This is a genomic window from Oxalobacteraceae bacterium OTU3CINTB1 (assembly GCA_024123955.1).
In the GTDB taxonomy this organism is placed as follows: domain Bacteria; phylum Pseudomonadota; class Gammaproteobacteria; order Burkholderiales; family Burkholderiaceae_D; genus Rugamonas.
This window is the reverse complement of the sequence record CP099652.1, coordinates 498,602-521,402: the sequence shown is the minus strand read 5'-3', so window position 1 is coordinate 521,402 and position 22,801 is coordinate 498,602. Positions and strand designations below refer to the sequence as shown.

The following is a 22,801-nucleotide window of genomic DNA, read 5'->3' as shown; positions in this document are numbered from 1 at the left end:
CGGATAACAACATGAACCAGTCCCGCTCCCTGCTGCTGTTTATCGCCTTCGCCAGCTTCGGCGTGGTCGCCGTCGCCCTGTACCTGCAGCATGGCCTCGACATGCTTCCGTGTCCGCTGTGCGTGATCCAGCGCTACCTGTTCCTGGCGATCGGCATCGCGTCGCTGGTCGGCGCGTATATCAGCAAGCCGAAAATCGGCGCCGGCGTTGGCCTGCTGGCCGCGCTGGGCGGGCTGTATTACGCCGGCGACCACCTGTACGTGCTGGCCAACCCCGGCCTGTCGTGCGGCATCGACCCGATGGAGACCTTCCTCAACAAGATCCCCACCGCCACCTACCTGCCCTTCCTGTTCAGGGCCGACGGCCTGTGCGAGGACGCGCTGGCGCCGTGGTTCGGCCTGTCGATTCCGCAGTGGTCCTTCATCTGGTTCGCCTTCTTCGCCCTGGCGCTGGCGTGGGCACTGTTGCGACGTCCGCGCGCATGATCGACCGACTCGGCGCCATCGAGGCCGGCCTCACCGTCGGCGCGCTGCAAATCCAGTCGCTGCTCGACGCGCTGGACAACCGCATCCTGCTGTGCCACGCGCTGGGACTGAGCCGCGTCGGCCTGATCACCCAGTCCGAACGGGCGCTGGACGCCGACGAGGCGCAGCGCTTCGCCGCGCTGGTGCAGCGCCGCCTGGACGGCGAACCGATCGCCTACATCGTCGGCCAGCGGGAGTTTTTCGGCCTGCCGTTTGAAGTCGGCGGCGCCGTGCTGATACCGCGTCCCGACACCGAACTGCTGGTCGAGCTGACCCTGGAGCGGCTGCCGCAGTCGGGCCGTGTGCTCGACATGGGCACCGGCAGCGGCGCCATCGCCGTCGCCCTGGCCCATACGCGGCGCGACGCCGACGTCACCGCCCTCGATGTCAGCGGCGAGGCGCTGGCCGTGGCGCGCCGCAACGCCGCCGCCAACGGCGCCCGCGTCGCCTTCCTGCAAAGCGACTGGTACGCGGCGCTGGAGGCAAGGCCGCCGTTCGACGTCATCGCCTCCAACCCGCCGTACATCGCCAGCGGCGACCGCCATCTGTCCGAGGGCGATCTACGCTACGAACCGGTGGGCGCGCTGACCGACCACGCCGACGGCCTGTCGGCGCTGCGCATCATCGTCGCCGGGGCCAGGGCACATTTGAAGCCACAAGGGTGGCTGCTGATGGAGCACGGCTACGACCAGTCGGCGGCGGTGCGACAGTTATTATCCGAACAAGGTTACACCGATGTGCAAAGCTGGACCGACCTGGCCGGCATCGAGCGCGTGACCGGTGCGCGGGCGCACTGACAGGCGCCCCTCCCCCGGGATATGCTGGCTTTGCGCCACCTCCCCCACTATTTGATAAACTAGCAAGCGATCTTTGGTGATGGCCAACTTTTGGCCTTGCCGACGCGTTTGCCCGTTTTCGGTTAATCTCGCACCTCACAGTTTGTTTGATGCAACACGAAAGGAAGATCCAATTGTCCAATCTACTGACTCGCCGCCTGGCACTGCTGGCCAAGCCAGAGCACCGCGCGGTGCTCGGCGGCTTGCGTGGCATCGAGCGCGAAACCTTGCGGGTTGACCGGAGCGGCCATCTGGCCACCACGCCGCATCCAGTGGCCGTGGGCTCGGCCCTGACGCATCCGCAAATCACCACCGATTATGCCGAGGCGCTGCTGGAGTTCATCACGCCGGCCGAAAAGGACATCGCCACCACCATCGAAAAGCTCGACGGCATCCACCGCTACGCGTACAGCAAATTGGGCGACGAGCTTTTGTGGAGCCAGTCGATGCCATGCCAACTGCCGGGCGAGGAAGACATCGAGATCGCCTGGTACGGCAGCTCCAATCTGGGCACGCTCAAACATGTGTACCGCCGCGGCCTGGCGCTGCGCTACGGGAAAGCGATGCAGTGCATCGCCGGCATCCACTATAACTACTCGCTGGACGAACGCCTGTGGCGCGTGCTGGCGGAGAACGAACCAGCTGAAAAGCGCCTGTCGAAAAAGGGCTATCAGTCGGAAGCCTACCTGGCCACCATCCGCAACTTCCGCCGCTACAGCTGGCTGCTGATGTACCTGTTCGGCGCCTCGCCGGTGCTGTCGACCGGCTTCCTGCGCGGGCGTCCGCACAAGCTCGAAACGCTGTCCGAGGACACGCTTTACCTGCCCTACGCCACCAGTCTGCGCATGAGCGACCTCGGTTACCAGAACGACGCGCAATCGGGTCTGAGCCCGCACGAGAACTGTTTGGACAGTTACGTCGCCGCGCTGACCAAGGCCGTCAACCAGCCGTACGCGCCTTACGCGGAACTGGGCACCAAGCGCGGTGACGAATGGATACAGCTCAGCACCAACGTGCTGCAGATCGAAAACGAGTACTACTCCACCATCCGTCCCAAGCGCGTGATCCAGACCGGCGAACGGCCGATCCAGGCGCTGTGCGCGCGCGGCGTGCAGTACATTGAAGTGCGCTGCATGGACGTCGACCCGTTCGAGCCGGTCGGCATCAGCGTCGAAGCGGGCCGCTTCCTCGACGCCTTCCTGCTGTTCTGCGCACTGGAGGAAAGCCCGAAGATCACGCCCGAGGAAAGCCTGCGCCACACGCGCAACTTCGCCCGCACCGTCAAGGAAGGCCGCCGTCCGGGGCTGACCCTGACCAACGACGACGGCGACATCGGCCTGCAAAGCTGGGGCGCCGACCTGCTCGAACGTATCCGTCCGGCGGCCGAGCTGCTCGACTCGCTGCGCGGCGACAGCGCGCATGCCAACGCGATCGCATCGCAAGCGGCCAAGCTGGCCGACGCCAGCCTGACGCCGTCGGCCAAGGTGCTGGCCACGTTGCAAGCCAACGGCAAGTCGTTCGCCGCATTCGGGCTGGCGCAGAGCGAAAAGCACGCCGCCTACTTCCGCAGCCATCCGCCGAGCGCCGACCAAGCGGCGTATTTCGACGGCCTGGCCGCCGCCTCCCTGGCCGAGCAGGCCGAGATGGAAGCCGCCCCGCAGAACAATTTCGACGATTACGTGGCCGCCTACCGGGCCAGCAATTTGTGCCACTCCACCGTCGACTGCGACTAACCACACACCTTCGGGGCGCCCGTGCTCACCTTCTACAACGAGCTGCATGCCCAGCACCGGGGACGCTACGAGATGTTTCGCGGCGAGATGGTGCCGTGCTTCGAAAAGCCGGAGCGGGCCGACTCGGTGCTGGCGGAGCTGGGCCGGCGCGGCCTTGGCCGCATCGTCACGCCGCACGGCGTGCCGTTGATGTCGCTCGAGCGCATCCACACGCCGCGCTACCTGCACTTCCTGCGCACCGCGTGGAGCGAATGGCTGGCGCTCGACCCGGCCAACGCGCAGAAGGACGCCTTCCCCGCCGTCTGGCCGGTGCGCACGCTGCGCGCCGACATCGAGCCGGATAACTTCTGCGCCAAACTCGGTTTGTACTCGATGGACAGCGGCACGCCGCTGACGGCCGGCACCTGGACCGCCGCCAAGACCGGCGCGGACTGCGCGGTCAACGCCGCGCACGCGCTGCGGCTGGGCGAGCGCGGCGCCTTTGTGCTGAGCCGCCCGCCGGGCCACCACGCCGGCGCCGATTTCTTCGGCGGCTACTGCTTCCTGAACAACGCCGCGCTGGCCGCCCAGCACATGCTCGACGACGGCGCGAAGAAGGTCGCCATCATCGACATCGACTACCACCACGGCAACGGCACGCAGAGCATTTTCTACGGGCGCGACGACGTGCTGTTCGTGTCCATCCACGCCGATCCACGCAGCGAATATCCGTTTTATCTGGGGCATGCGGACGAACGGGGCGAAGGCGCGGGCCAGGGCTTCAATATGAATCTGTCGCTGGCGGCGGGCAGCTCGGTCAAGGCCTGGTTCACGGCGCTGGAGACGGCCTGCATCCGCATCGGCGGCTACGCGCCGGACGCGCTGGTGGTGTCGCTGGGCGTGGACACGTTCGCCGGCGATCCGCTGTCGCGCTTCGCGCTGCAAAGCGCGGATTACCTGAAAGTGGGCGAGCGCCTGGCCTATTTGGGCCTGCCGACCGCCTTCATCTTCGAAGGCGGCTATGCGGTCAAGGAGCTGGGCACCAACGTCGTCAACGTCCTTGAAGGCTACGAGACCGCACTCTAATCAATAGACATCGCGGCGATAGCGGCCTGTCTCGATCAGATCGTCGAGCGCGGCGCGGCCGATGATTTCCTCCAGCGCGGCTTCGACGCCGCCGGCCATGCCTTGCAAACTGCCGCAGACATACAGCACGGCGCCCTCGGCGATCCAGGCGCGCAAGGTGTCGGCTTTGGTGCGCATGCGGTCCTGCACATATTCGCCGCCGGAGACGTCGCGCGAGAACACCAGGTCCAGCTCCGGCAGGAAACCGCGCTCGCGGTAATCGCGCACCTCGTCGGCGCAGATGCTGTCGAACTCGCGCTGGCGCTCGCCGAAAATCAGCCAGTTGCGGCGCAAGCCGCCGCGCACGCGCGCGCGCAAATGCGAACGCAAACCGGCCATGCCGGAACCGTTGCCGATGTAAATGCTCGGCAGCGGCTGTGGATGCGCGTCGAACGACGGATTGGCCACCAGGCGCACGCGCACCGTGGCGCCAGGCGCCGCGTGCGCCGTCAGCCAGCCGGAGGCCAGGCCCATGCCTTGGTCGTGGCGCACCTGGCGCACCAGCAGCTGCATGCCGCCGTCCGACGGCAGCGACGCCAGCGAGTAGCGGCGCGGCGCGATGGCCTGGCGTTGCGCGTCGGTGGCGCCGGCCGGCGTGTAATGGCCCGGCCAAATGTCGACCAGCGCGCCCGGTTGCCAGTTGGCGGCCGCTTCGGCATCGCCGCCGCACAGCGTGATTTCGTACAGCCCATCGCCGACGCTGCCGGGGTTGAGCAGTTGGCGCTCCATCAGCGTCCAGTGGGTATAGTCCGATTCCGCCACCGCCGCCGACAGCGACACCTCGGCCGAATCGCCGCCGATCAATTCACGCAAGGTGTGCGACCAGCGCGCCAGGGCGCCGGCGTCGCCGTTGTCGACTTCAATCATCGGATGCAGCGGCCGCGCGCCCATCACGCGCAGGCGCTGGTCCAGGGTCTGGCCGAAGCCGCAGAACTGCACGTAGTTGCGGTCGCCCAGCGCCAGCACCGCGTACTGCATGTGCGCCAGCTCCTCGGCCGCCGTTTGCAGCAGTCGGCTGAAGCGGCGCGCGCCGTCCGGCGGTTCGCCTTCGCCGAAGCTGCTGGCGACGAACAGCGCGCGCCGGTACTTGACCAGCTGCGGCGGCGTCAGTTTTTCCAGCGAGTGCACGTGGACCGGAACGCCGGCCTTCTGCAAGGCGGCCGCGCTTTGCAGCGCAAGGCGTTCGGCCTGGCCGGTTTGGCTGGCGTAGGCCATCAGGACCGGCTCCAGCGACGTATCGGCGACATTGGCGCCGGCCGTGGCCGCGAACTGCGCGCGCTCGGCCTGCGCGATGCGCTTCTGGCGGCGGCGGTTCAGGTACAGCATCCAGCCGGTGATCGCGAAGCCGGGCAGCGCCAGACTGGTAAGGAACATGAACAGACGACCGGGCAAGCCGAAATACGTCCCCAAATGCAGCGGATAAATCGTCGACTGCGCGCGCGTGCCGATCGCCATGTCGCGATACGGCTCGTTCTTGATCATGGCGCCGGTCTGCTGGTTGACCGACATGCGGCCACGCGCGCGCACGTGCGGCGCGTCATTGGCCACCCACAGGATCTGGATCGGCTGCGTGGCGCGCTCCGGCGGCCGCAGGAAGGCCATCTTCCAGTCCGGCGCGGCCTGCTGGAAGGTCGCCCAGCTGGCGGTCAGGTCGGCCTGCGCGGCGGCGGCCTTCGGCGGCTTGACGCCTTTCGGCTTCGGCGCGGTCGCCATGCGCGGCGGACGGGTGGTGCCCAGCCAGCCGTCGACGGTATCGCGCACCACGTCGAAACTCCAGTACAGACCTGTCAGCGTGAAGACCACGTACGCCGCCAGCGCCCAGGTGCCAACCACCGAATGCAACCCCCACAGGAAGGAGCGGCCTTTCAGGCGCGTGTCGAAGGTCAGCCAGGTGCGCCAGTCGAGCGCGCGGCGCGGCCAGCGCAGATACAGTCCGCTCAGCGAAAGTCCCAGCAGGCAGATCGCCAGGATGCCCAGCACGATGCGGCCGACGTCGCGCGGCAGCAGCAGGTGGCGATGCAGCGACTCCACCCATTCGAAAGCCTCGTCGTAATGCAGCGGCGGCAGCAGCGCGCCGGTGTACGGATTGAGATAAATCGTTTCGCCATGCTCGGCGCCGGGCGCCGGCGCAATCGTCACGCGCGCGGTGGTACCCGGTTCGGTGTAGACGATGATGCCGGTGATGCGCGCGTCCGGATGCAGCAGCCTGGCCGCCTGCGCGATGTGCGGCGGCGCCAGCACCGGCGCCACCGGATCCACCGCAACGTGCATCACGCCCGGATTCAACAGGTCCAGTATCTCGTCGCGGAAGGCGAGGATGGCGCCGGTCAGCCCGATCAGTATCAGGATCGTGCCGGCCGTGATGCCGACAAACCAGTGCAGCTGGAACCAGAGCTTTTTCACAAGTCGACCTTCACGCCCAGTTTAATCAGGCGCGGCGCGCCGGAACTCAGGCGCGTGCCGGCGCCGGCCCAGTACTCCTTGCCGCCCGCGTTTTCCACATTGAGCTGCACGCTGGTGCGCTTGCCCATGACCGTCGTCACATAACGGCTGCCGACGCTGAACAAGGTGGCGCCGCCGAGGAAAGCCTGATTCAAATCGTTGACCGGACGGCTGCCGGTGTAGTACGCGCCGCCGTTGAACGACAGGCCGGGCACGGCGTCGAGTTCATACGACAGGAAGGCGCTGGCAGTGCGCTTGGCGGCGTTCTCCGGCAGCTTCCCGTTGTAGGCGGCGCCGATGTCGCGGAATTCCGGATCGATGAACTGGGCCGAGGTTTGCCACGAAAGACGCGGCGTCAGCTTGCCCTGGGTCGACAGCTCCAGGCCACGGAAATGCTGCTCGCCGTCGGCGCTGTAGATGTTGGCGGTGTTGGTGTAGTAGCCCGGACGGTTGATCTCGAACAGCGACGCCTGCACCAGGGTGCCTCCGGCGCCGGGCATGCGCCAGCGCGCGCCCAGCTCCTTCTGGCGACTCACGCCGGGCGCCAGGCGCTCGTTGGCGTTGGCGGTGCCGGTCGGCGCGGTCTCGCCCTCCTCCAGGCCCTGCGAACCGGAGACATAGAACGACAGGTCGTCGGTATATTTGTAGATCAGCGCCGCCATCGGCGTGGTTTTGCTCACGTCGTAGTGGTTGGTGCCCTGGTCGCTCTTGTACTTCACGCTGCGCACGCCGGCGACGGCCTGCCAGTTCGGCGAGAAGGTCATGCGGTCGATCGCGTAGGCGCCCGAGTCGCGCGTCTCCAGGCCTGCGGTGGTCGGCGTGGTCGAATAGGCGCTGACGGTGTAGCTGGTGACCGGCGTCGGATTGTACAAATTCTGCGACGGGATCGTGAAGGTGGCTTGATAGATCGGGTCCTGTCCCTTGTCGGTGCGGTTCACGCCCAAGGTGACGTCATGCTTGACCGGGCCGGTGGCGACGGTGCCAGCCAGTTCGGCGCGCAGCATGGTCGAATCGAGCACGCTGTGTTGCAGGTTGCCGGTGATGCGGCCGGCGCCCGTGGCGATGGCGGCGTTGTTCGTGAAGCGGAAGATCGGCAGCGCGCGGTCGCGCGCCGTTTCCGAGTGGCCGCCTTCGACGGTCAGCGCCCAGTTGTCGCTCAGCGCATAATCGGCGCGCAGCAGCGCGTTCCTGGTCTCGGTCTCGAATTTGGCCCAGTCCGGGCCGACCAGGCGCTTCGGATCGACGGTGCGCGGCAAGGTGATGACACCGTTGACGGCGGTCGGCAAGGTGATGCCCACCTGCTCGGTGACGCGGCGCTTGTCGTATTCCAGGTCGGCCGCCAGGCGCAGGCGGGAGTTGACGCGCCAGTCCAGCGCCGCCGAGACGAAGCGGCGGTTGCCGTTGCCGACATCGTCCAGATAACTGGCCAGGGTGCCGCCGGCGGCGTTGATGCGCACGCCGACCTGCTGCTGCTCGCCGAAGCGGCGCGCGACGTCGGCGGTGGCCACCGCCGTGCCGTTCTGGTCGACCGTCATGCCCACCGTGGTCACCGGCGAGGCGCCGGCGCGCTTGGTGACGAAGTTGACCACGCCGGCCGGCGACGTGAAGCCGTAGTACAAGGCGGTGGCGCCCTTCAATACTTCGACACGCTCCTTGTCCTCCATCGGCACCTGGCCGAAATTCATGATCGGCAGCGAACCGTTGAGGCGATAGTTGGTGCGGTTTTCCACCGCGATGCCGCGTATGACCAATTGATCCCAGGTCTCGCCGCCGTTTTGCTGGCGCGTGACGCCGGCCGTGTTGCGCAGCGCGTCGTACAAGCCGCCGGCCGCCTGCAGCTCCAGCACTTCGCGCGTGACGACGTTGACGGTCGACGGCACTTCCATGATGTCGGCGCCCCGGAAGCTGCCCGCTTCGACCGTCGTCGGCACGAAGCCGTCGGCCCGCGCGGCCGTCACTTTGACGGTCTGCAGGATTTTTTCATCGGTCTCCTGCGCCAGCGCGACGGATGGAAAAGCGGCGCACAGCGCGAGGTAGACCGGAACGTGACGAAGCTGGGACATGAGTGGACAAGAAGGCATCAAATTGAAAGGATGCCGTCATTTTACTAGATAATGAGAATGATTATCAATTCCCGTTATCCGCTGCCCTATTTCCCCGCAGCCTCCGCCGCCAGCGTTTTATTCAGCCGCTCGGTGCCCGCCTGCGCATAATCGCGGCATGCCTGGCGGTCGATAAAGGCCGCGTTGCCCAGTGTGGCCTGTTTGGCCTGACGCTCGAACAGGCCGGATACCCCTGGATGCGCCGACACCAGGATGTCGCAGTCCAGCCCCGCGACCGTGGCGATCGATTTTTTGATATCGGCCAGCGCGGTCGGATACGTCTTGGAATCGCTGTAGCGGAACGGCTTGGCGGCGAACGCGTTCAGGCTGTCCGCATAAACCATGGCCGCGCTCTTGCCGTTTTCGGTCGAGCGCCAGGTCCAGCTGACGCCACCCTGCGTGTGGCCCGGCGTGTAGCGCGCCGTCACCGCCAACGGTCCGAGCTTGACCACTTCGCCATCGGCCACGGCGCGCGTGTTGGCGACCGGCTGCATCGACGTCAGGTCGCCGTACTGCGGATCGCCCTTGCTCGGCTGGCCGCTGCGCAGCACCTTTTCTCCCTGCACGCTGGCCAGCACGGTCGCGCCGGACAATTTTTGCAATGCGCTGATGCCGCCTGCGTGGTCGAAGTGATCGTGCGAGTTGAGGATGAACTTGATGTCCTCCAGTTTGAATCCCAACTGGCGGATATGCTGGGCGATCATCGGCGCCGATTCGGGGCTGCCGCCGTCAATCAGGATGTGTCCCTGCGGCGACGTGATCAACACGGCGCTCAGGCCGCGCGTGCCGACGTAATAAGTGTCGCCGAACATGGCGAACGGCTCCTGCGGATCGTTCCAATCCTCGGCCATGGCCGGCGCTGCGAACAAACCCGCAGCCAAGGCGGCGGGCAACCCCGCCGACAGCATCAAACGTTTCATACCTTGCATTGTCATTCCTTGGTTGGATAAAGCTTGTCCAGGCGCGCGGGAAGCTCGCGCAGCACGGCGGCGCGGGCGCGGGGACCGCCGCCGGCGCCGTCCTGCGTGTGGTCCAGCACCAGATGCGCGAACACCACGGTGCGGTCGCCCTTGCTGGCCCAGCCGACATACCAGCCGTACTGCTGCTCGATGGGGCCGCCATCGTCGACCCGCACCGGCCCGGCGGTCCCGGTCTTGCCCTGGACGGTCCAGCCGTTCGACAGCGTCACCGGCGCCATGATCCGCGACGTCATCTCATAGGCCCGTGGCGACAGCGGCAGCTCGCGCCGCACCATCTTGCGCAGGAAGGCCACCTGTTCGACCGGCGAGATCTTCAGGCTCGAGCCGACCCAGGACAGCGACAGGCCGTTGTCCTTGCCGGCGTCGCCGGAGACATCGCGGTTGCCGTAATTGAAGCCGTCGATGTAGCGCCGGAAGCGCTCCATGCCCAGCGCCGCCGTCACCTGCTGCGCGAACCACAGCACCGAATTCTTGAACCAGAGCGTGGGGTCGGTGTCCTGCCGCCACGATTCGTTGTAGTCGGTGTAACCGGCCTTGAACGGCATCATCGGCGTGTGGGTGTCGGTCAGGATGCCGCTGTCGTAGCCCATCAGGCTGACCACGATATTGAACGTCGACGCCGGCGTCACGCGTTCGTCGCAATGGCCTTCCTTCGCCAGCGTGGCGCCGCTGGCCGCATCGGCCATCGTCAGGCAGCTGAACGGCTGGCGCGAGGCGGCCGACGCCGCCGACAGTGGCTCGATGCGCCACGCCAGCGCCGGCTGGAACGCCAGGGTGCCGGCGAAGATGCCGGCCAGCCCGGCCAGCGCCCCAAGCCGCAACCACAGCGAGCGCCCGGCGCCGGACGGCGCGCGTATCAAACCGATGCGGGCGGCCAGCAGCCGCGCGCCGGCGCCGCCGAACGCCAGCGCCGTCTCGACGCCGGCCCCTTGCATCTTCAGCTGCGCCAGCAGCGCCGCCGCGTAAGCCTTGCGCTGGGCCGGCGGACGGCCGCGCAGCACCTCGCGGTCGCAGCCCAGCTCCTGCGCCCACGACAGCCGCGCGCGCAGCAAGCGCATGAAGGGATTGAACCAGAACAGCGTTTGCAGCAGCAGGCCCGCGCCCATCCATTGCAGGTCGCGCCGGCGCAAATGCGTCACCTCGTGCTCGATCATCATCTGCCGCTGCAAGGGGTCGAAGCCGCGCAGATGCCGGGGCAGCAGCAGGCGGGCGCGGAAAAATCCGTACAACATCGGCGAGATCGGCGCATCCACCTCGATCACTTCGGCGCCGCCCGCCAAGGTGCCGGGCACCTGGCTGCCCGACACCGACAGGCCGCGCAGGAACCGTCCGGCGTTCAGTAGCCGCCACGCCGCATGGACCAGTCCCGACAAATACACCGCCAGCCAGGCGATGGCGCCGAGGGCCAGCCAAGAGCGTCCCGCCGGCCGCGTATCCGCGCTCCACTCGGCCCCGGCCGCGGCCAGCGGCGACGCGGTTTTGTCCGGCGCGGGCGCGGCGGCAACGGCCGGATTCGGCAATTCGATCTGCGGCACCACGCTCAGCCGCTCGCTGTGCGGCAGCAGCACCACCAGGAACGCGGCGGCGATGGTGACCTGGCCCAGCAGCCAGACCGACCGTTGCGACGCCAGCGCCGGCAGGCGCCGGCTCAACCCCGACAGCAGCGCCCACACGCCCAGCCCGGCGGCCAGACAGCCGGCGCACGCCAGAAGAAACCGGTAAATCAGCAGATCGTCGAAGCTCATGGCGCCGCGTCCGGCTCGTCGGGCCAGTCCTTCAACAGTTGTTCGAGCTGCGCCAATTCGTCATCGTCGACCAGCTTGCTGCCGGTGAACATATTGACGGGCAAGGGACCGTCCATCTCCATCACCCGCTGGCCGAAATCGCGGGCGAACGCGGCCAACGTGCCGACCTTCTCCAGCACCGCCGTATAGACTTGCACCCCGTGCACGGTGTGCTGGCCCACCGAACCCTTGTCGAGCATGCGCTCGAGCGTCTTGCGGGTCGACGAGAAGGACCAGCCGAGCTCGCCTTCTATGTGCTGGTGGATTTCGCGCGCGCTCAGCGGCTGCTGCTTCCACAGCGCTTTGAGCACGGTCAGTTCGGTGATGGATGGAATGGTCATGGCGGCCCTTTGTGACGATTGCACTCATTGTGCGACATTCGTCACATACCGGTCAATACGCAGAAATATAAAATTTTTTATTAAAATCGCTTGCTATTAGATTGCGTACTATGTATAGTTCTCACATCGGCGCTGCAAACAGCAGCGAAGCGTAGTAGATTAGCAAGCTGTCGCGATGGGTGATAGATAGCTAGCGATTAGATAGTTTGTTATATTTGTAGTCCACTATTTGCACTTCAACTTAACTGAAAAGGAATTCATCATGTCGATCGAAAAAGTACTGTACCGCGCCACCGCAAAAGCCACCGGCGGCCGTGAAGGCAAAGCCGTCTCCTCCGACGGCGTGCTGGACGTCAAGCTGACCACCCCGAAAGAACTGGGCGGCGCCGGCGCCGTCGGCACCAACCCTGAACAACTGTTCGCGGCGGGCTACTCGGCATGCTTCCTGGGCGCGATGAAATTCGTCAGCGGCCGTGACAAGATCGCCCTGCCGGCGGACGTTTCGATCGAAGGCACGGTCGGCATCGGCGCCATCCCTACCGGCTTCGGCATCGAAGTGGAACTGAAAATCTCGCTGCCGGGCCTGGACCGCGAAAGCGCGCAGAAGCTGGTCGACGCCGCCCACATCGTGTGCCCTTACTCGAACGCCACCCGTGGCAACATCGACGTCACCCTGACCATCCTGTAATCGCCGCGTTCAGCGATTGACGGTCCCGAGGCCGGCGCCCACCAGCGCCGGCCTTCTGCATTACAATCGTCGCTCATCCCCTACAGAGATACGCAATGATTGAATGGCATTGGCTGGGCTTTGACGACATCCCGCGCAACGACTGGTACGAGGTGCTGCGCCAGCGCCAGGACGTGTTCATCCTCGAGCAAACCTGTTTGTATCCCGATATCGACGGCTACGATTTGGACAGCCACCACCTGATGGCGTGGCGCGAGATCGATGGCAAGCGCACCCTGGTCGCCTATCTGCGCTGCCTGCCTCCCGGCTTGAAGTACGACGAGATGTCGCTGGGCCGCGTGCTGACCACGCGCGCCGCGCGCGGCAGCGGCATCGGCCGCGAGCTGCTGGCCAAGGCCATTCCGCTGGCGCAGGCGCTGCATCCCGGCCACCGGTTCCGTATCGGCGCGCAGGCGCACCTGGAAAAATTCTACGCCGGCTTTGGCTTCCAGACCGTCACCGAACCGTATGACGAAGACGGGATCATGCACATCGATATGGTGCGCTAAGGTTTTTTAACCTGGGGCTTCAAAATGTCAGCATGAAGCGCGCGCCCTCGCCCACCGGGCGCGCGTAACGCACCGTGCCGCCGTTGGCGTGCACCAGATGGCGCACCATCGCCAGCCCGATTCCCCTGCCCTGTTTTTTCGTCGAGAAGAACGGCGTGAAGATGTGCGCGGCCAGCGCTTCCGGCACGCCGGGGCCGTTGTCGGCCACCTCGATGCGCAAGCGGCTGCCGCGGCTCAGGCGCGCGCTCACCAGCGCGCGCGGCGGCCGCGCGCCACCGGCCATCGCTTCGGCGGCGTTCTTGAGAAGGTTGATCAGCGCCTGCTCCAACTGCCCCGGATCGATCATCACCTCCAGCGACGCCGGCTCCACCGAAAACTCCACCTGCCCGCTCAGCGCCTGCCACTGCGGCGCCAGCAGCGCGGACAAGCGGTCGAACAAATCCTCCAACCGCACGCGCTGCGGCTGCGCCTGCGGCACCGTCGACAGGCTGCGGTAGCTGCCGACAAAATCGACCAGGCTGGCGGCGCGGCGGGCGATGGCGTCCAGCGCGATGCCCAGGTCGGCGTGGATGTCGGCGGGCAGTCCGGCGCTGGCTTCGTCCAGCAGGCCGCAGGCGGTGCGCGACAGCGAGGCCACCGGCGTCAGGGAATTCATGATTTCGTGCGTCAGCACTTGCACCAGCTCGCGCCAGGCGTTCAGCGCCTCCGCTTCCAGTTCGCTTTCCACCGGCATCAACGCGGCCAGACGCTGCGCCGAGCCCTGCACCGAGAGCGCGGAGATGGCGACCAGCGCACGCTCGCCACCGCGTTCGGTGTCGAAGGTGACCAACCTGCGCTGGCCGACCGGCTGCGCCGCCAGCAGATCGTGCAGATCCTGCGGCGCGCTGGCGCGGCCCGGCGCCAGCAGCCTGCGGGCGCTGGCGTTGAGCGGCGCGACCTGCCCCGCGCCGCTGGCGTGCATGATGCGGAACAGCGCGATGGGCGCGTGTTCCAGCCGCGCCTCCAGCGCCAGCACGCTGGCGGCCAGTTCGTTGCGACGGGGACCGGGGGCCATGTCGGCGCCGGCGCCTTGCGGCTCCATGCGCGGCACGCGCGGGCCCAGTTTACGCAGGCATTGCCACAGCGCGCAGATCGGCGCCAGCGCCAGCATCGCGCACAGTACGATGCGGCGCGGCTGCGGCGCGGGCGACAAGGCGTCGGCCATGATGGCCAGCGCCACCAGGGCGAGCACGCTGGCGGCGACGCCGATCTTGAGCGCGCGCTCAGATGCCATGCTTGCCCAGCTTGCGGTACAAGGCGGCGCGGCTGATGCCAAGCGTTTTGGCGGCGTGGCTGATATTGCCGTTGAACTGCGCCAGCGTGCTGGCGATGGCTTCGCGTTCCAGGGCGTCGAGCGTCATGTCGCCAGGGACGGCGGGCGCGGCGCCCTCGTTGGCTGCGACGTTGATGGCGGCCGGCGCGGCACCAAGGCCGAAATCGTTCAAGCCATATTCCGTCCCCTGTCCGAGGATGACGGCGCGCTCGCACGCGTGGCGCAGCGCGCGCACGTTGCCCGGCCACTCGTGCCGCCGCAGGCTGTCGAGCGCCATGCCGGCCACCTCGCGCACCGGCCGCTGGTACTGCAGCTCATACAGTTTCAGATAATGCGCCAGCAGCAAGGGAATGTCCTCGCGCCGCTCGCGCAGCGGCGGCACGCGGATGACGATGGTATTCAGCCGAAACAGCAAATCCGGCCGGAAGACGGAGGGATCGAACAGGCGCGCCTCGTCCAGATTGGTGGCGCTGATGATGCGCACGTCGATCGCCTCCGGCTTGTCGGCGCCGATCGGCGTCACCTCGCGCCGTTCCAGCGCCGTCAGCAGCTTGGCTTGCGCGGCCAGCGGCATGTTGCCGATTTCGTCGAGGAACAGCGAGCCGCCGCGCGCCGCCTGGAAGCGCCCGGCGCGGTCGGACCTGGCGTCCGTGAACGAGCCTTTGCGATGGCCGAACAACTCGCTCTCGAAAGTCGATTCCGGCAACGCGCCCATGTCCACCGCCAGCAGCGTGCCAGCCGCGCGGCGCGACAGCGCGTGGATGGCGCGCGCCACCAGCTCCTTGCCGACGCCGTTCTCGCCGAGGACCATCACATTGGCCTCGGTCGGCGCCACGCTGCCGATCAGCGCCTTGAGCTCGCGCATCGCGGCCGACCCGCCCATCAACTCGGGCGCGGCGGCCGACGATCCGCGCAGGGCCGCGCGCCGCGCCAGCGCCTGGTCGACCGCCGCCACCAGCCGCGCGTTATCCCACGGCTTGGTGATGAAATCGCCGGCGCCGCGCTTGAGCGCCTCGACCGCCAGCGGGACGTCGGCATACGCCGTCATCGCGATCACCGCCGGCGGACGCCCTTGGGCGCGCAGCACGTCGAGCAGCGCCAGGCCCTCGGCGCCGTCGATGCAGCCGGGCGTGAAATTCAGGTCGAGCAGCACCACGTCGGGCACACCCTGCGCCAGCAGCGCGGGCAAGCCGGCGGGATCGCAAAGCGTGGCGACCTGGCCGTGGCGCCGCCGCAGCAGCAGCTGGGCGGCGGTGGCGACATCGGGGTCGTCGTCGAGTATCAGTACGTAGGCGGACATGCAGGCATTCTAGCAGCGCGGGAGGGGCTGCGGACAAGGCAAAACAGGCCCGGCAAACCATAGTGGATGCGGATGTCCAGTTCCGAACATCGCTTGGTGTTCGATATTGAACACCTGCGGACCACATGCGTCACAAATACCCCTGAATCGCCGTTTTTTGTGCGTGGCACAGCGTTTGCTCTGAGACCGGTATGCAGATCAAAAAAAATATCGACCAGCCCAATCCGGGCCTGCCGGCCAGCGGCGCCGCGATGGACACCGTGGTGCCGCGCCGGCGCGGGAAAACCATCGCCATCGCGGTCGTCTCGGTGCTGGCGGTGGCTGCCGCCGGCTACGCGCTGTGGTCGTGGATGCCGCGCGGCCTGCAGATCGAAGGTGCCGACCTGCGCATCGGCCAGGCCGCGCGCGGCGTCTTCGTCGATGAAATCGTCGTGCGCGCCAACGCCGAGCCGCTTAATTCCGTGATCCTCGATTCGGTGGAATCGGGCCGCGTCGAGGAGGTACTGGCAAGCGACGGCGCGCTGGTCAAAAAAGGCCAGCTGCTGTTCCGCATCTCCAACCCGCAGCGCAACCTGGAACTGCTGGCGCGGCAATCGGAACACGCGGTCAGCATCTTCAACCTGTCCAACCTGCGCGTGGCGCAGGAGTCCAGCGCCAGCGACCACCGGCGTCGGCTCGACGAGCTGCAATTCGAGGTGGACCAGGCGCGCAAACAGCACCAGCGCAACACGCGGCTGGCCGCGCAGGGCTTCATCTCCAGCGTCGCGCTCGAGGAGTCGGCCGACAAGCTGGATCAGCAACAACGCCAGCTGGCCAACGAGCAGCGGGCGTCGAGCACCGAGGACAAGGTTCGCAGCGCCGCCGCGCAGCAACTCGAAAGCGCGATCGACGGCTTGAACTCCGGCCTGAAACTGGTCTCCGGCACGGTCGACGCCTTGGCGGTGCGCGCGCCGGTCGAAGGCCGGCTCACCAATTTCCGGCTGCAGGTGGGCGAATCGATCGCCACCGGCAAAAACATCGGCCGCATCGACGATCCGGTGCGCTTCAAGCTCTCGGCCAGCGTCGACGAGTACTACCTCAATCGCATGGCGGTCGGCCGCAAGGGCAGCGTCAAACAGGACGAGAAGAGTTACGCCGCCGACATCAGCACCATCTACCCGCAGATCAAGGAAGGCCGCTTCACCGTCGAAATGGTGTTCAGGGACGGCCAGCCGCCGGTGCTCAACCCCGGCCAAAGCCTGGACGCCCGCATCACGCTGGGCGAGCCGGCGCCGGCGCTGCTGCTGCCCAACGGCGCCTTCATCAACGACAGCGGCGGCGCCTGGGTCTACGTGGTGGACGCCGGCGGCCGTGGCGCGCAGCGGCGCGCGGTGCGCATCGGGCGCCGCAACAACAGCCAGATCGAGGTGCTCGAAGGCCTGGCGGCCGGCGACAAGGTGATCTTGTCCAGTTACGCCGCCTACGGAAATTCACCCAGGTTGCAGATTACGCAGTAAATTCACATCCACACTACCAAAAGGCAAACCCACATGCTCAAACTCGTCGGCATCAGCAAAATCCACCAGGCAGGGGAAATCCAGACCACGGCCCTGGACCGCATCGACCTGGAGATCGAGGCGGGCGAATACGTCGCCATCACCGGACCGTCCGGCTGCGGCAAATCGACCATGCTGGGCATCCTGGGGCTGCTCGACACGCCCAACCACGGCGAATACTGGTTCGAGGGCCAAAACGTGGCCGGCTGGAGCGAATCGAAGCTGAACCAGCTGCGGCGCGGCCGCATCGGCTTCATTTTCCAGAGCTTCAACCTGATCGAAGAGTTGACCGTGTTCGAAAACGTCGAACTGGCGCTCGAATACAACGGCACGCCGGCGCGCGAGCGGCGCGAACGCGTCACCGCCATGCTCGACAAACTGGGTGTTGGCCACCGCGCCGCCCACCGCCCGTCGCAGCTGTCGGGCGGCCAGCAGCAGCGGGTGGCGATCGCGCGCGCGCTGGTGGCCGGTCCCGCCGTATTGCTGGCCGATGAACCGACCGGTAACCTCGATACCGCCCACGGCGACGAAGTCATGCGCCTGCTGCGCGAGATCAACGCCGAAGGCACGACCGTGGTGATGGTGACGCACTCGCCGGACCACGCCGCGCAGGCTTCGCGCACCATCAACCTGCTGGACGGCCGCATCATGGTCGACGCCCTGCAAGCCGCTTAAGCGTCAGGATCACCGCCATGAACCTGCGCGATTTTCGCATCGGCTGGCGCCTGCTGCTGCAACAGCCGGCCTACTCCATCGTCGTCACCGGCGGGCTGGCGATCGGCTTCGCGGCCTGCTTCCTGCTGTTCGGTTTTGTCGCCTTTTGCCTGAACTACGACAGCAGCGTGCCGGACAACGAGCGCCTCGTGACCGTCAAGCAGCGCATCAATGTCTTTCCGCGTCCGGAATGGCAAACCATCGGCTATCTGCCGCTGCGCGACATCGCCCTCGCCAGCGGCCTGGTGGAGCAGGCCACCATCGTCGGGCGAATCGACAAGCCGCTGCGCGCCGACGGCAGGCTGCATGCGATGGACCTGAGCGTGGTCGATCCGGCCTTCGGCTCGTTGTTCGGCATCTCCGCGTCGGCCGGCGACTTGCGGGCGGCGCTGATGCAGCCGGATGGTCTGGCGCTGACCAAGACGGCGGCCCGCAAGCTGTTCGGCGATGCGCCGGCGCTGGGACGCAGCGTCAATGTCGGCGACAACGTGCTGCAAGTGCGCGCGTTGCTGCCCGATGCGCCGGCCAACTCCAGCCAACGTTACGAGGCGCTGATCGGCAGCGCCAGCAGCGCCTGGCCGGAGCGCGCGACCGCCTTCACCAACTGGTCGCGCGGCACGGTCTACATAAAACTCAAACCCGGCGCGTCGATGGCGGCGCTGGCCACGCTGCTGCAGGACGCCACCGAGAAATCGCCGATGAACCAGCGCGTCAAGGCGGGCCCGATGGGCGCCGCGCTCAATGGCCGCAACGTCTCGGACATCAAGCTGCTGCCGCTGCGCGAAGCCTACTTCGACGAAGAGCTGCTCAACAGCCGCGCGGCGCAGCGGCACGGCGAGAAAAGCACCGTGTTCGGCATGGCCGGCGGCGGCTTGCTGATCCTGCTGCTGGCGGCGACCAACTACGTGAACCTGGCCACTGTGCGCACCTTGCACCGCCAACGCGAGATCGGCCTGCGCAAACTGCTCGGCGCCAGCGCGGCGCGGCTGGTTCAACAATTCCTCAGCGAGGCGGTGCTGACCGCGTTGATCGCGACCGTCGCGGGGCTCATGCTCGCGTGGCTGCTGCTGCCGGTGTTCTCCGACATGGTCAACCGCACGCTGGACGGCATGTTCACGCCGCTGCGCTGCGCGATCGCGCTGGCGTTCGGCGTTTTCATCGGCGTTTGCGCCGGCGCCTATCCCGCGTGGATCGCCCTGCATGCGCTGCCCGGGGCGTCGCTGGCGGGACGCGGCAATAGCGAGACGGCGGCCGGGCTGTGGGTGCGCCGCGTGCTCACCGTGCTGCAATTCGCCAGCGCGATGACGCTCGGCGCCACGGCGCTGGCGGTGGGCTGGCAAACCTGGTTCGCCAGCCACGCGTCGCCGGGCTTCGACACGGCCAACTTGCTCATGCTGTCGCTGCCCGACGGCGCCGAGGGCAAGCCGGCCGCCATCGCCTTTATCGAACAATTGCGGCGTGTGCAGGGGGTGGAGGCGGTGGCTGCGATTTCGGAAGCGGTGGGCCGCGACGGCCTCAAATTGGTCAACACAGTCGTCGCCAAGGACGGGAGGGAGATCCCCATGGAGGCCAAGTACGTCTCGCCGAACTGGTTCGAGGTGCACCGGATACGGCCGCTGCACGGCCAGCTGTTCAACCCCGCCCACGATCCCAACGACACCAAAAACCTCGGCGGCGTGGTCCTGAACCAGGCCGGCGCGCTAGCGCTCGGATATGCCTCGCCACAGGATGCGGTAGGCCAGGCGACACCCAGCGGACTGCGAATCAACGGCATCGCGCCGGACATCCGCTTCCAGGGACTGCGACAACCGGCCAAGGCCATCATCTACGGCATTCGTGCGGCCGGCGTGCTGTCGGTCCGCACCGACGGCCGCCTGGCCGATGCCTATGGCGCCATCGAGCCGGTATGGCGTCGCCACTTCCCCAACGACATCCTGGAGATCTCGTCGCAGGAGGCTGTGTTGGCCGAACCCTATACCGACGATGCGCGCCTGGTGCGCATCCTGGTCACCACCAGCGTGGTGGCGATCGCGCTCGCGGCCTTTGGCATCTACGTGTTGTCGGCCTACAGCGTGCAACGCAGCCGGCGCGAGATCGTCATGCGCAAGCTGCATGGCGCGCGGCGTCTCGATATCGCGCTGATGATGGGCCGCGAGTTCCTGTCGCTGATCGGCGCCGGGGCGTTGATCGGACTTCCGCTGGCGGCGCTGGCAATCGAACGCTATCTCGCCAGCTACACCGACCGCGCGCCGATCGGCATGTGGACACTGGCGGCGGCGCTGGCGATGGCGGCGCTGGTAGCCCTGCTGGCAACTACGCGTCATACGGTAACGGCGCTGCGCATGTCGCCGGCGATGGCGCTGCGCGACTAACAAGGAGATGCAAATGAGACTAAGGGACTTTCGCATCGGCTGGCGCCTGCTGGTGCGCCAGCCGTTCCAATCGGCCGTCGAGCTGCTGGGGCTGGCGACCGGCTTCGCGGTCTGCTTCCTGCTGCTCGGGTTTATGGCTTACTCGTTCAGCTACGACCGCGACGTGCCGCAGCGCGAGCGCGTCTACGTGATCAAACACCGGCTCAACTTCATTCCGCAGCCGCAGTGGATGGAATACACGCCGTTCGCGATACGCGAAGTGGCACTGCGCAGCGGCTTGCCGCTGGAAGCCAGCGTGTGGTGGCCGCACAAGACAACGGCGTCGCTGAAAGGCCGCGCGCGCGAACTAGAGGTCATGGCGGTCGATCCGGCCTTTGAACGCATTGCCGGCCTGCGGGCGCGGGAAGGCAGCCTGCAACAGGCGCTGACCTTGCCGGACGGCCTGGCGGTGACGCGGCGGACCGCGCTGGCGTTGTTCGGCACCACCGATGCCCTTGGAAAGACCGTGGACATCGATGGTCAAACCTTGCAGGTGCGCGCCGTGCTGGACGACAGGCCGGGCAACAGCACCTTGCAGTTCGGCGCGATGGTCGGCATCGGCAGCGCGCTGTGGCCGGACGCGGAGCGCCAGCGGGCGCTGTCCAACTGGATGGGGATCGAGGGCCGCATCTACATCAAGACCGGCGCCGGCGTCAGCGCGGCGGCGCTGCAAAAGGTCCTGCAGGATGTCGTCGACCGCGCGCCGTGGCAGAGCATGGCCACGCCGGAAATGACGACCATGCTGAACGGCCGCAAAATGGTCGATATCGGTCTCGGGCCGCTGGCAGACGCCTATTTCGACCGCAGCGTCGCCAACACCATGGGCAGCGGCCCGCGCGGCGACATGCGCCTGGTGCTGGCCATGGGCGCGGCAGGACTGCTGATCCTTGGCTTGTCCGTGGTCAACTACGTCAACCTGGCGACGGTGCGCACGCTGCGCCGCCAGCGCGAGATCGCCGTGCGGCGCGTGCTGGGCGCCAGCACGCGCCGGCTGCTGACGCAGTTCATGGCCGAATCGCTGCTGCTGTCACTGGCCGCCGCCGCGCTGGGCATGCTGATCGCATGGCTGCTGCTGCCCCTATTGTCCGAACTGCTGGACCGCCGATTGGACGGCGTCTTCACGCCGATGTCGCTGGCGGGCGGCCTGCTGTCCGGTGTGGTAGTGGGCGCGCTGGCGGGTCTGTATCCCGGCTGGCTGGCGCGGGGCATCGACATGGGCGCTGCGCTGGCCCACCGCAGCGGCGAGACGGCCGGCGGCGCATGGCTGCGGCGCGTGCTGACGGCCTTGCAGTTCGCCACGGCGATGGCGACCGGCAGCATGGCGCTGGCGATCCTGTGGCAGACCCAGTTCGCCGGCCGGGCGCCGCCGGGCTTCGATCCGGCGCCGTTGCTGGTGGTGGAAATGAGCAAAGGGCTGGGCGATGCGCAAGCGCGGGCGTTCCGCGACGCCGTCGCGCGCTTGCCGGAGGTCGCCGGCGTGGCGGACAGCCACTTTGTGCCCGGCCGCGACGACCACACCGGCACCCGCGGTAGCGTTTCGCTGCGGCGTACCGACGGCAGTACCGCCGGCATGGCGGCGCAATTCGTCAGCCCGGAGTTCTTCGATGTCTACGGCCTGTCCGCCATCGCCGGGCGGCTGCTCGACCCGCGCATCGACAACAACGCCGGCGCCGGCAAGAATGCGGAACGCAATATCGTCATCAACCGGGCGGCGGTAACGGCGCTGGGCTGGAAGTCGATGCAACAGGCGCTGGGCCAGCGCCTGCCCGACTCGAACTGGCGCATCGTCGGCGTGGCGCCGGACATCCGCTGGTACACCTTGCGCGAACCGGTCGGCCCAACGCTGTACCTGCCGGCCGAGAGCAGCCGCCTGCTGACGGTGCGGATGCGCGCCGCGCCATCGGCACGCGGCGCGGCCGAGGCGCTGGAGCGGGCAATCGTCGCGACCGCGCTGCGCTACTTCCCGACATCCCCGCCGATCATACGGCACGCCGGCAGCTACCACGCCGAGGCCTATGCCGACGACCTGCGCGTGGCCAGCATGCTGGCCTGCGCCACCGCCGTGGTGTTCGCGCTGGCGGCGTTCGGCATCTACGTGCTGGCGGCGAACAGCGTGCAGCGGCGCGCGCGCGAGATCGTGCTGCGCAAGCTGCATGGCGCCGGCCGCGCGGCCATCGGCGCGCTGGTGGGGCGTGAATTCCTGCTGCTGACGGGCGTCGCCGCGCTGGTCGGGCTGCCGCCGGCCGCGCTGGCGATCCAGCACTATCTGGCGCCATTTGTCGAGCGCACGCCGCTGGGCGCCTGGGCGCCGGCGGCGGCATTGGCCGTCGCGCTGCTGATCGTGGCGCTGGCCACCGCGCGCCACACGCTGGCGGCAATGCGCATCGCGCCGGCCCTGGCGCTGCGCGACTAAGCCGTATAGACGAAAAAAATGGCAGCCATTTGAT

17 protein-coding genes are annotated in these 22,801 nt (G+C 67.3%); 10 read left to right on the top strand and 7 right to left on the bottom strand.

The features are described 5' to 3' along the window. Positions 1-11: 11 nt before the first annotated feature. The 4 genes from NHH73_02220 (at position 12) to NHH73_02205 (ending at position 4,158) form a co-directional block, all read left to right on the top strand. On the top strand, positions 12-485 hold the full coding sequence (locus tag NHH73_02220; GenBank protein USX27135.1) for a disulfide bond formation protein B: 474 nt from the start codon (positions 12-14) through the stop codon (positions 483-485). After that, complete coding sequence (gene prmC, locus NHH73_02215) at positions 482-1,321, top strand: peptide chain release factor N(5)-glutamine methyltransferase (GenBank protein ID USX27134.1); 840 nt, start codon at positions 482-484, stop codon at positions 1,319-1,321. The genes NHH73_02220 and prmC overlap by 4 nt, the downstream gene beginning before the upstream one ends. 173 nt (positions 1,322-1,494) lie before the next feature. Then, positions 1,495-3,093 carry a glutamate--cysteine ligase gene (gene gshA / locus NHH73_02210; GenBank protein ID USX27133.1) on the top strand — a complete coding sequence of 533 codons (1,599 nt, stop codon included), beginning with the start codon at positions 1,495-1,497 and terminating at the stop codon, positions 3,091-3,093. A gap of 21 nt (positions 3,094-3,114) precedes the next feature. Further along, entirely contained in the window at positions 3,115-4,158 is a 1,044-nt protein-coding gene (locus tag NHH73_02205; protein USX27132.1) for a histone deacetylase family protein, read from the top strand. On the opposite strand, the gene NHH73_02200 is transcribed toward NHH73_02205, so the two are convergent. The 5 genes from NHH73_02200 to NHH73_02180 form a co-directional block, all read right to left on the bottom strand. Further along, positions 4,159-6,600: a sulfite reductase flavoprotein subunit alpha gene (locus NHH73_02200; protein USX27131.1), complete on the bottom strand. Its 2,442-nt coding sequence runs from the start codon at positions 6,598-6,600 to the stop codon at positions 4,159-4,161. Then, positions 6,597-8,702: a TonB-dependent siderophore receptor gene (locus NHH73_02195; GenBank protein ID USX27130.1), complete on the bottom strand. Its 2,106-nt coding sequence runs from the start codon at positions 8,700-8,702 to the stop codon at positions 6,597-6,599. Before NHH73_02195 ends, NHH73_02200 begins: the two co-directional genes overlap by 4 nt. 86 nt (positions 8,703-8,788) lie before the next feature. Continuing rightward, the gene (gene bla, locus NHH73_02190; protein ID USX27129.1) at positions 8,789-9,670 is read right to left on the bottom strand and encodes a subclass B3 metallo-beta-lactamase; all 882 of its coding nucleotides are present in this window, start codon (positions 9,668-9,670) and stop codon (positions 8,789-8,791) included. Between the two features lie 2 nt (positions 9,671-9,672). Continuing rightward, positions 9,673-11,466, bottom strand: a complete 1,794-nt coding sequence (blaOXA, locus tag NHH73_02185) for a class D beta-lactamase (protein USX27128.1) — start codon at positions 11,464-11,466, stop codon at positions 9,673-9,675. Next, positions 11,463-11,846 carry a BlaI/MecI/CopY family transcriptional regulator gene (locus NHH73_02180; protein ID USX27127.1) on the bottom strand — a complete coding sequence of 128 codons (384 nt, stop codon included), beginning with the start codon at positions 11,844-11,846 and terminating at the stop codon, positions 11,463-11,465. Before NHH73_02180 ends, blaOXA begins: the two co-directional genes overlap by 4 nt. A gap of 262 nt (positions 11,847-12,108) precedes the next feature. Between NHH73_02180 and NHH73_02175 the strand changes: the two genes are divergently transcribed. Both NHH73_02175 and NHH73_02170 read left to right on the top strand, forming a co-directional pair. Continuing rightward, on the top strand, positions 12,109-12,534 hold the full coding sequence (locus NHH73_02175; protein USX27126.1) for an organic hydroperoxide resistance protein: 426 nt from the start codon (positions 12,109-12,111) through the stop codon (positions 12,532-12,534). A 95-nt stretch (positions 12,535-12,629) separates the two neighbouring features. Beyond that, entirely contained in the window at positions 12,630-13,082 is a 453-nt protein-coding gene (locus NHH73_02170; GenBank protein USX27125.1) for a GNAT family N-acetyltransferase, read from the top strand. Positions 13,083-13,101: 19 nt separating this feature from the next. Here the strand turns inward: NHH73_02170 and NHH73_02165 are convergent, their stop codons facing one another. Both NHH73_02165 and NHH73_02160 read right to left on the bottom strand, forming a co-directional pair. Next, the gene (locus tag NHH73_02165) at positions 13,102-14,355 is read right to left on the bottom strand and encodes a sensor histidine kinase (protein ID USX27124.1); all 1,254 of its coding nucleotides are present in this window, start codon (positions 14,353-14,355) and stop codon (positions 13,102-13,104) included. After that, on the bottom strand, positions 14,345-15,694 hold the full coding sequence (locus tag NHH73_02160; protein USX27123.1) for a sigma-54 dependent transcriptional regulator: 1,350 nt from the start codon (positions 15,692-15,694) through the stop codon (positions 14,345-14,347). The genes NHH73_02165 and NHH73_02160 overlap by 11 nt, the downstream gene beginning before the upstream one ends. 191 nt (positions 15,695-15,885) lie before the next feature. Between NHH73_02160 and NHH73_02155 the strand changes: the two genes are divergently transcribed. The 4 genes from NHH73_02155 to NHH73_02140 are packed head-to-tail and all read left to right on the top strand — an operon-like array spanning position 15,886 to position 22,767. Further along, on the top strand, positions 15,886-17,190 hold the full coding sequence (locus NHH73_02155; protein ID USX27122.1) for an efflux RND transporter periplasmic adaptor subunit: 1,305 nt from the start codon (positions 15,886-15,888) through the stop codon (positions 17,188-17,190). A 33-nt stretch (positions 17,191-17,223) separates the two neighbouring features. Continuing rightward, positions 17,224-17,904: an ABC transporter ATP-binding protein gene (locus tag NHH73_02150; GenBank protein USX27121.1), complete on the top strand. Its 681-nt coding sequence runs from the start codon at positions 17,224-17,226 to the stop codon at positions 17,902-17,904. Between the two features lie 17 nt (positions 17,905-17,921). Further along, the gene (locus NHH73_02145) at positions 17,922-20,315 is read left to right on the top strand and encodes an ABC transporter permease (GenBank protein ID USX27120.1); all 2,394 of its coding nucleotides are present in this window, start codon (positions 17,922-17,924) and stop codon (positions 20,313-20,315) included. Positions 20,316-20,328: 13 nt separating this feature from the next. Then, complete coding sequence (locus NHH73_02140; GenBank protein USX27119.1) at positions 20,329-22,767, top strand: ABC transporter permease; 2,439 nt, start codon at positions 20,329-20,331, stop codon at positions 22,765-22,767. The last annotated feature ends 34 nt before the right edge of the window (positions 22,768-22,801 follow it).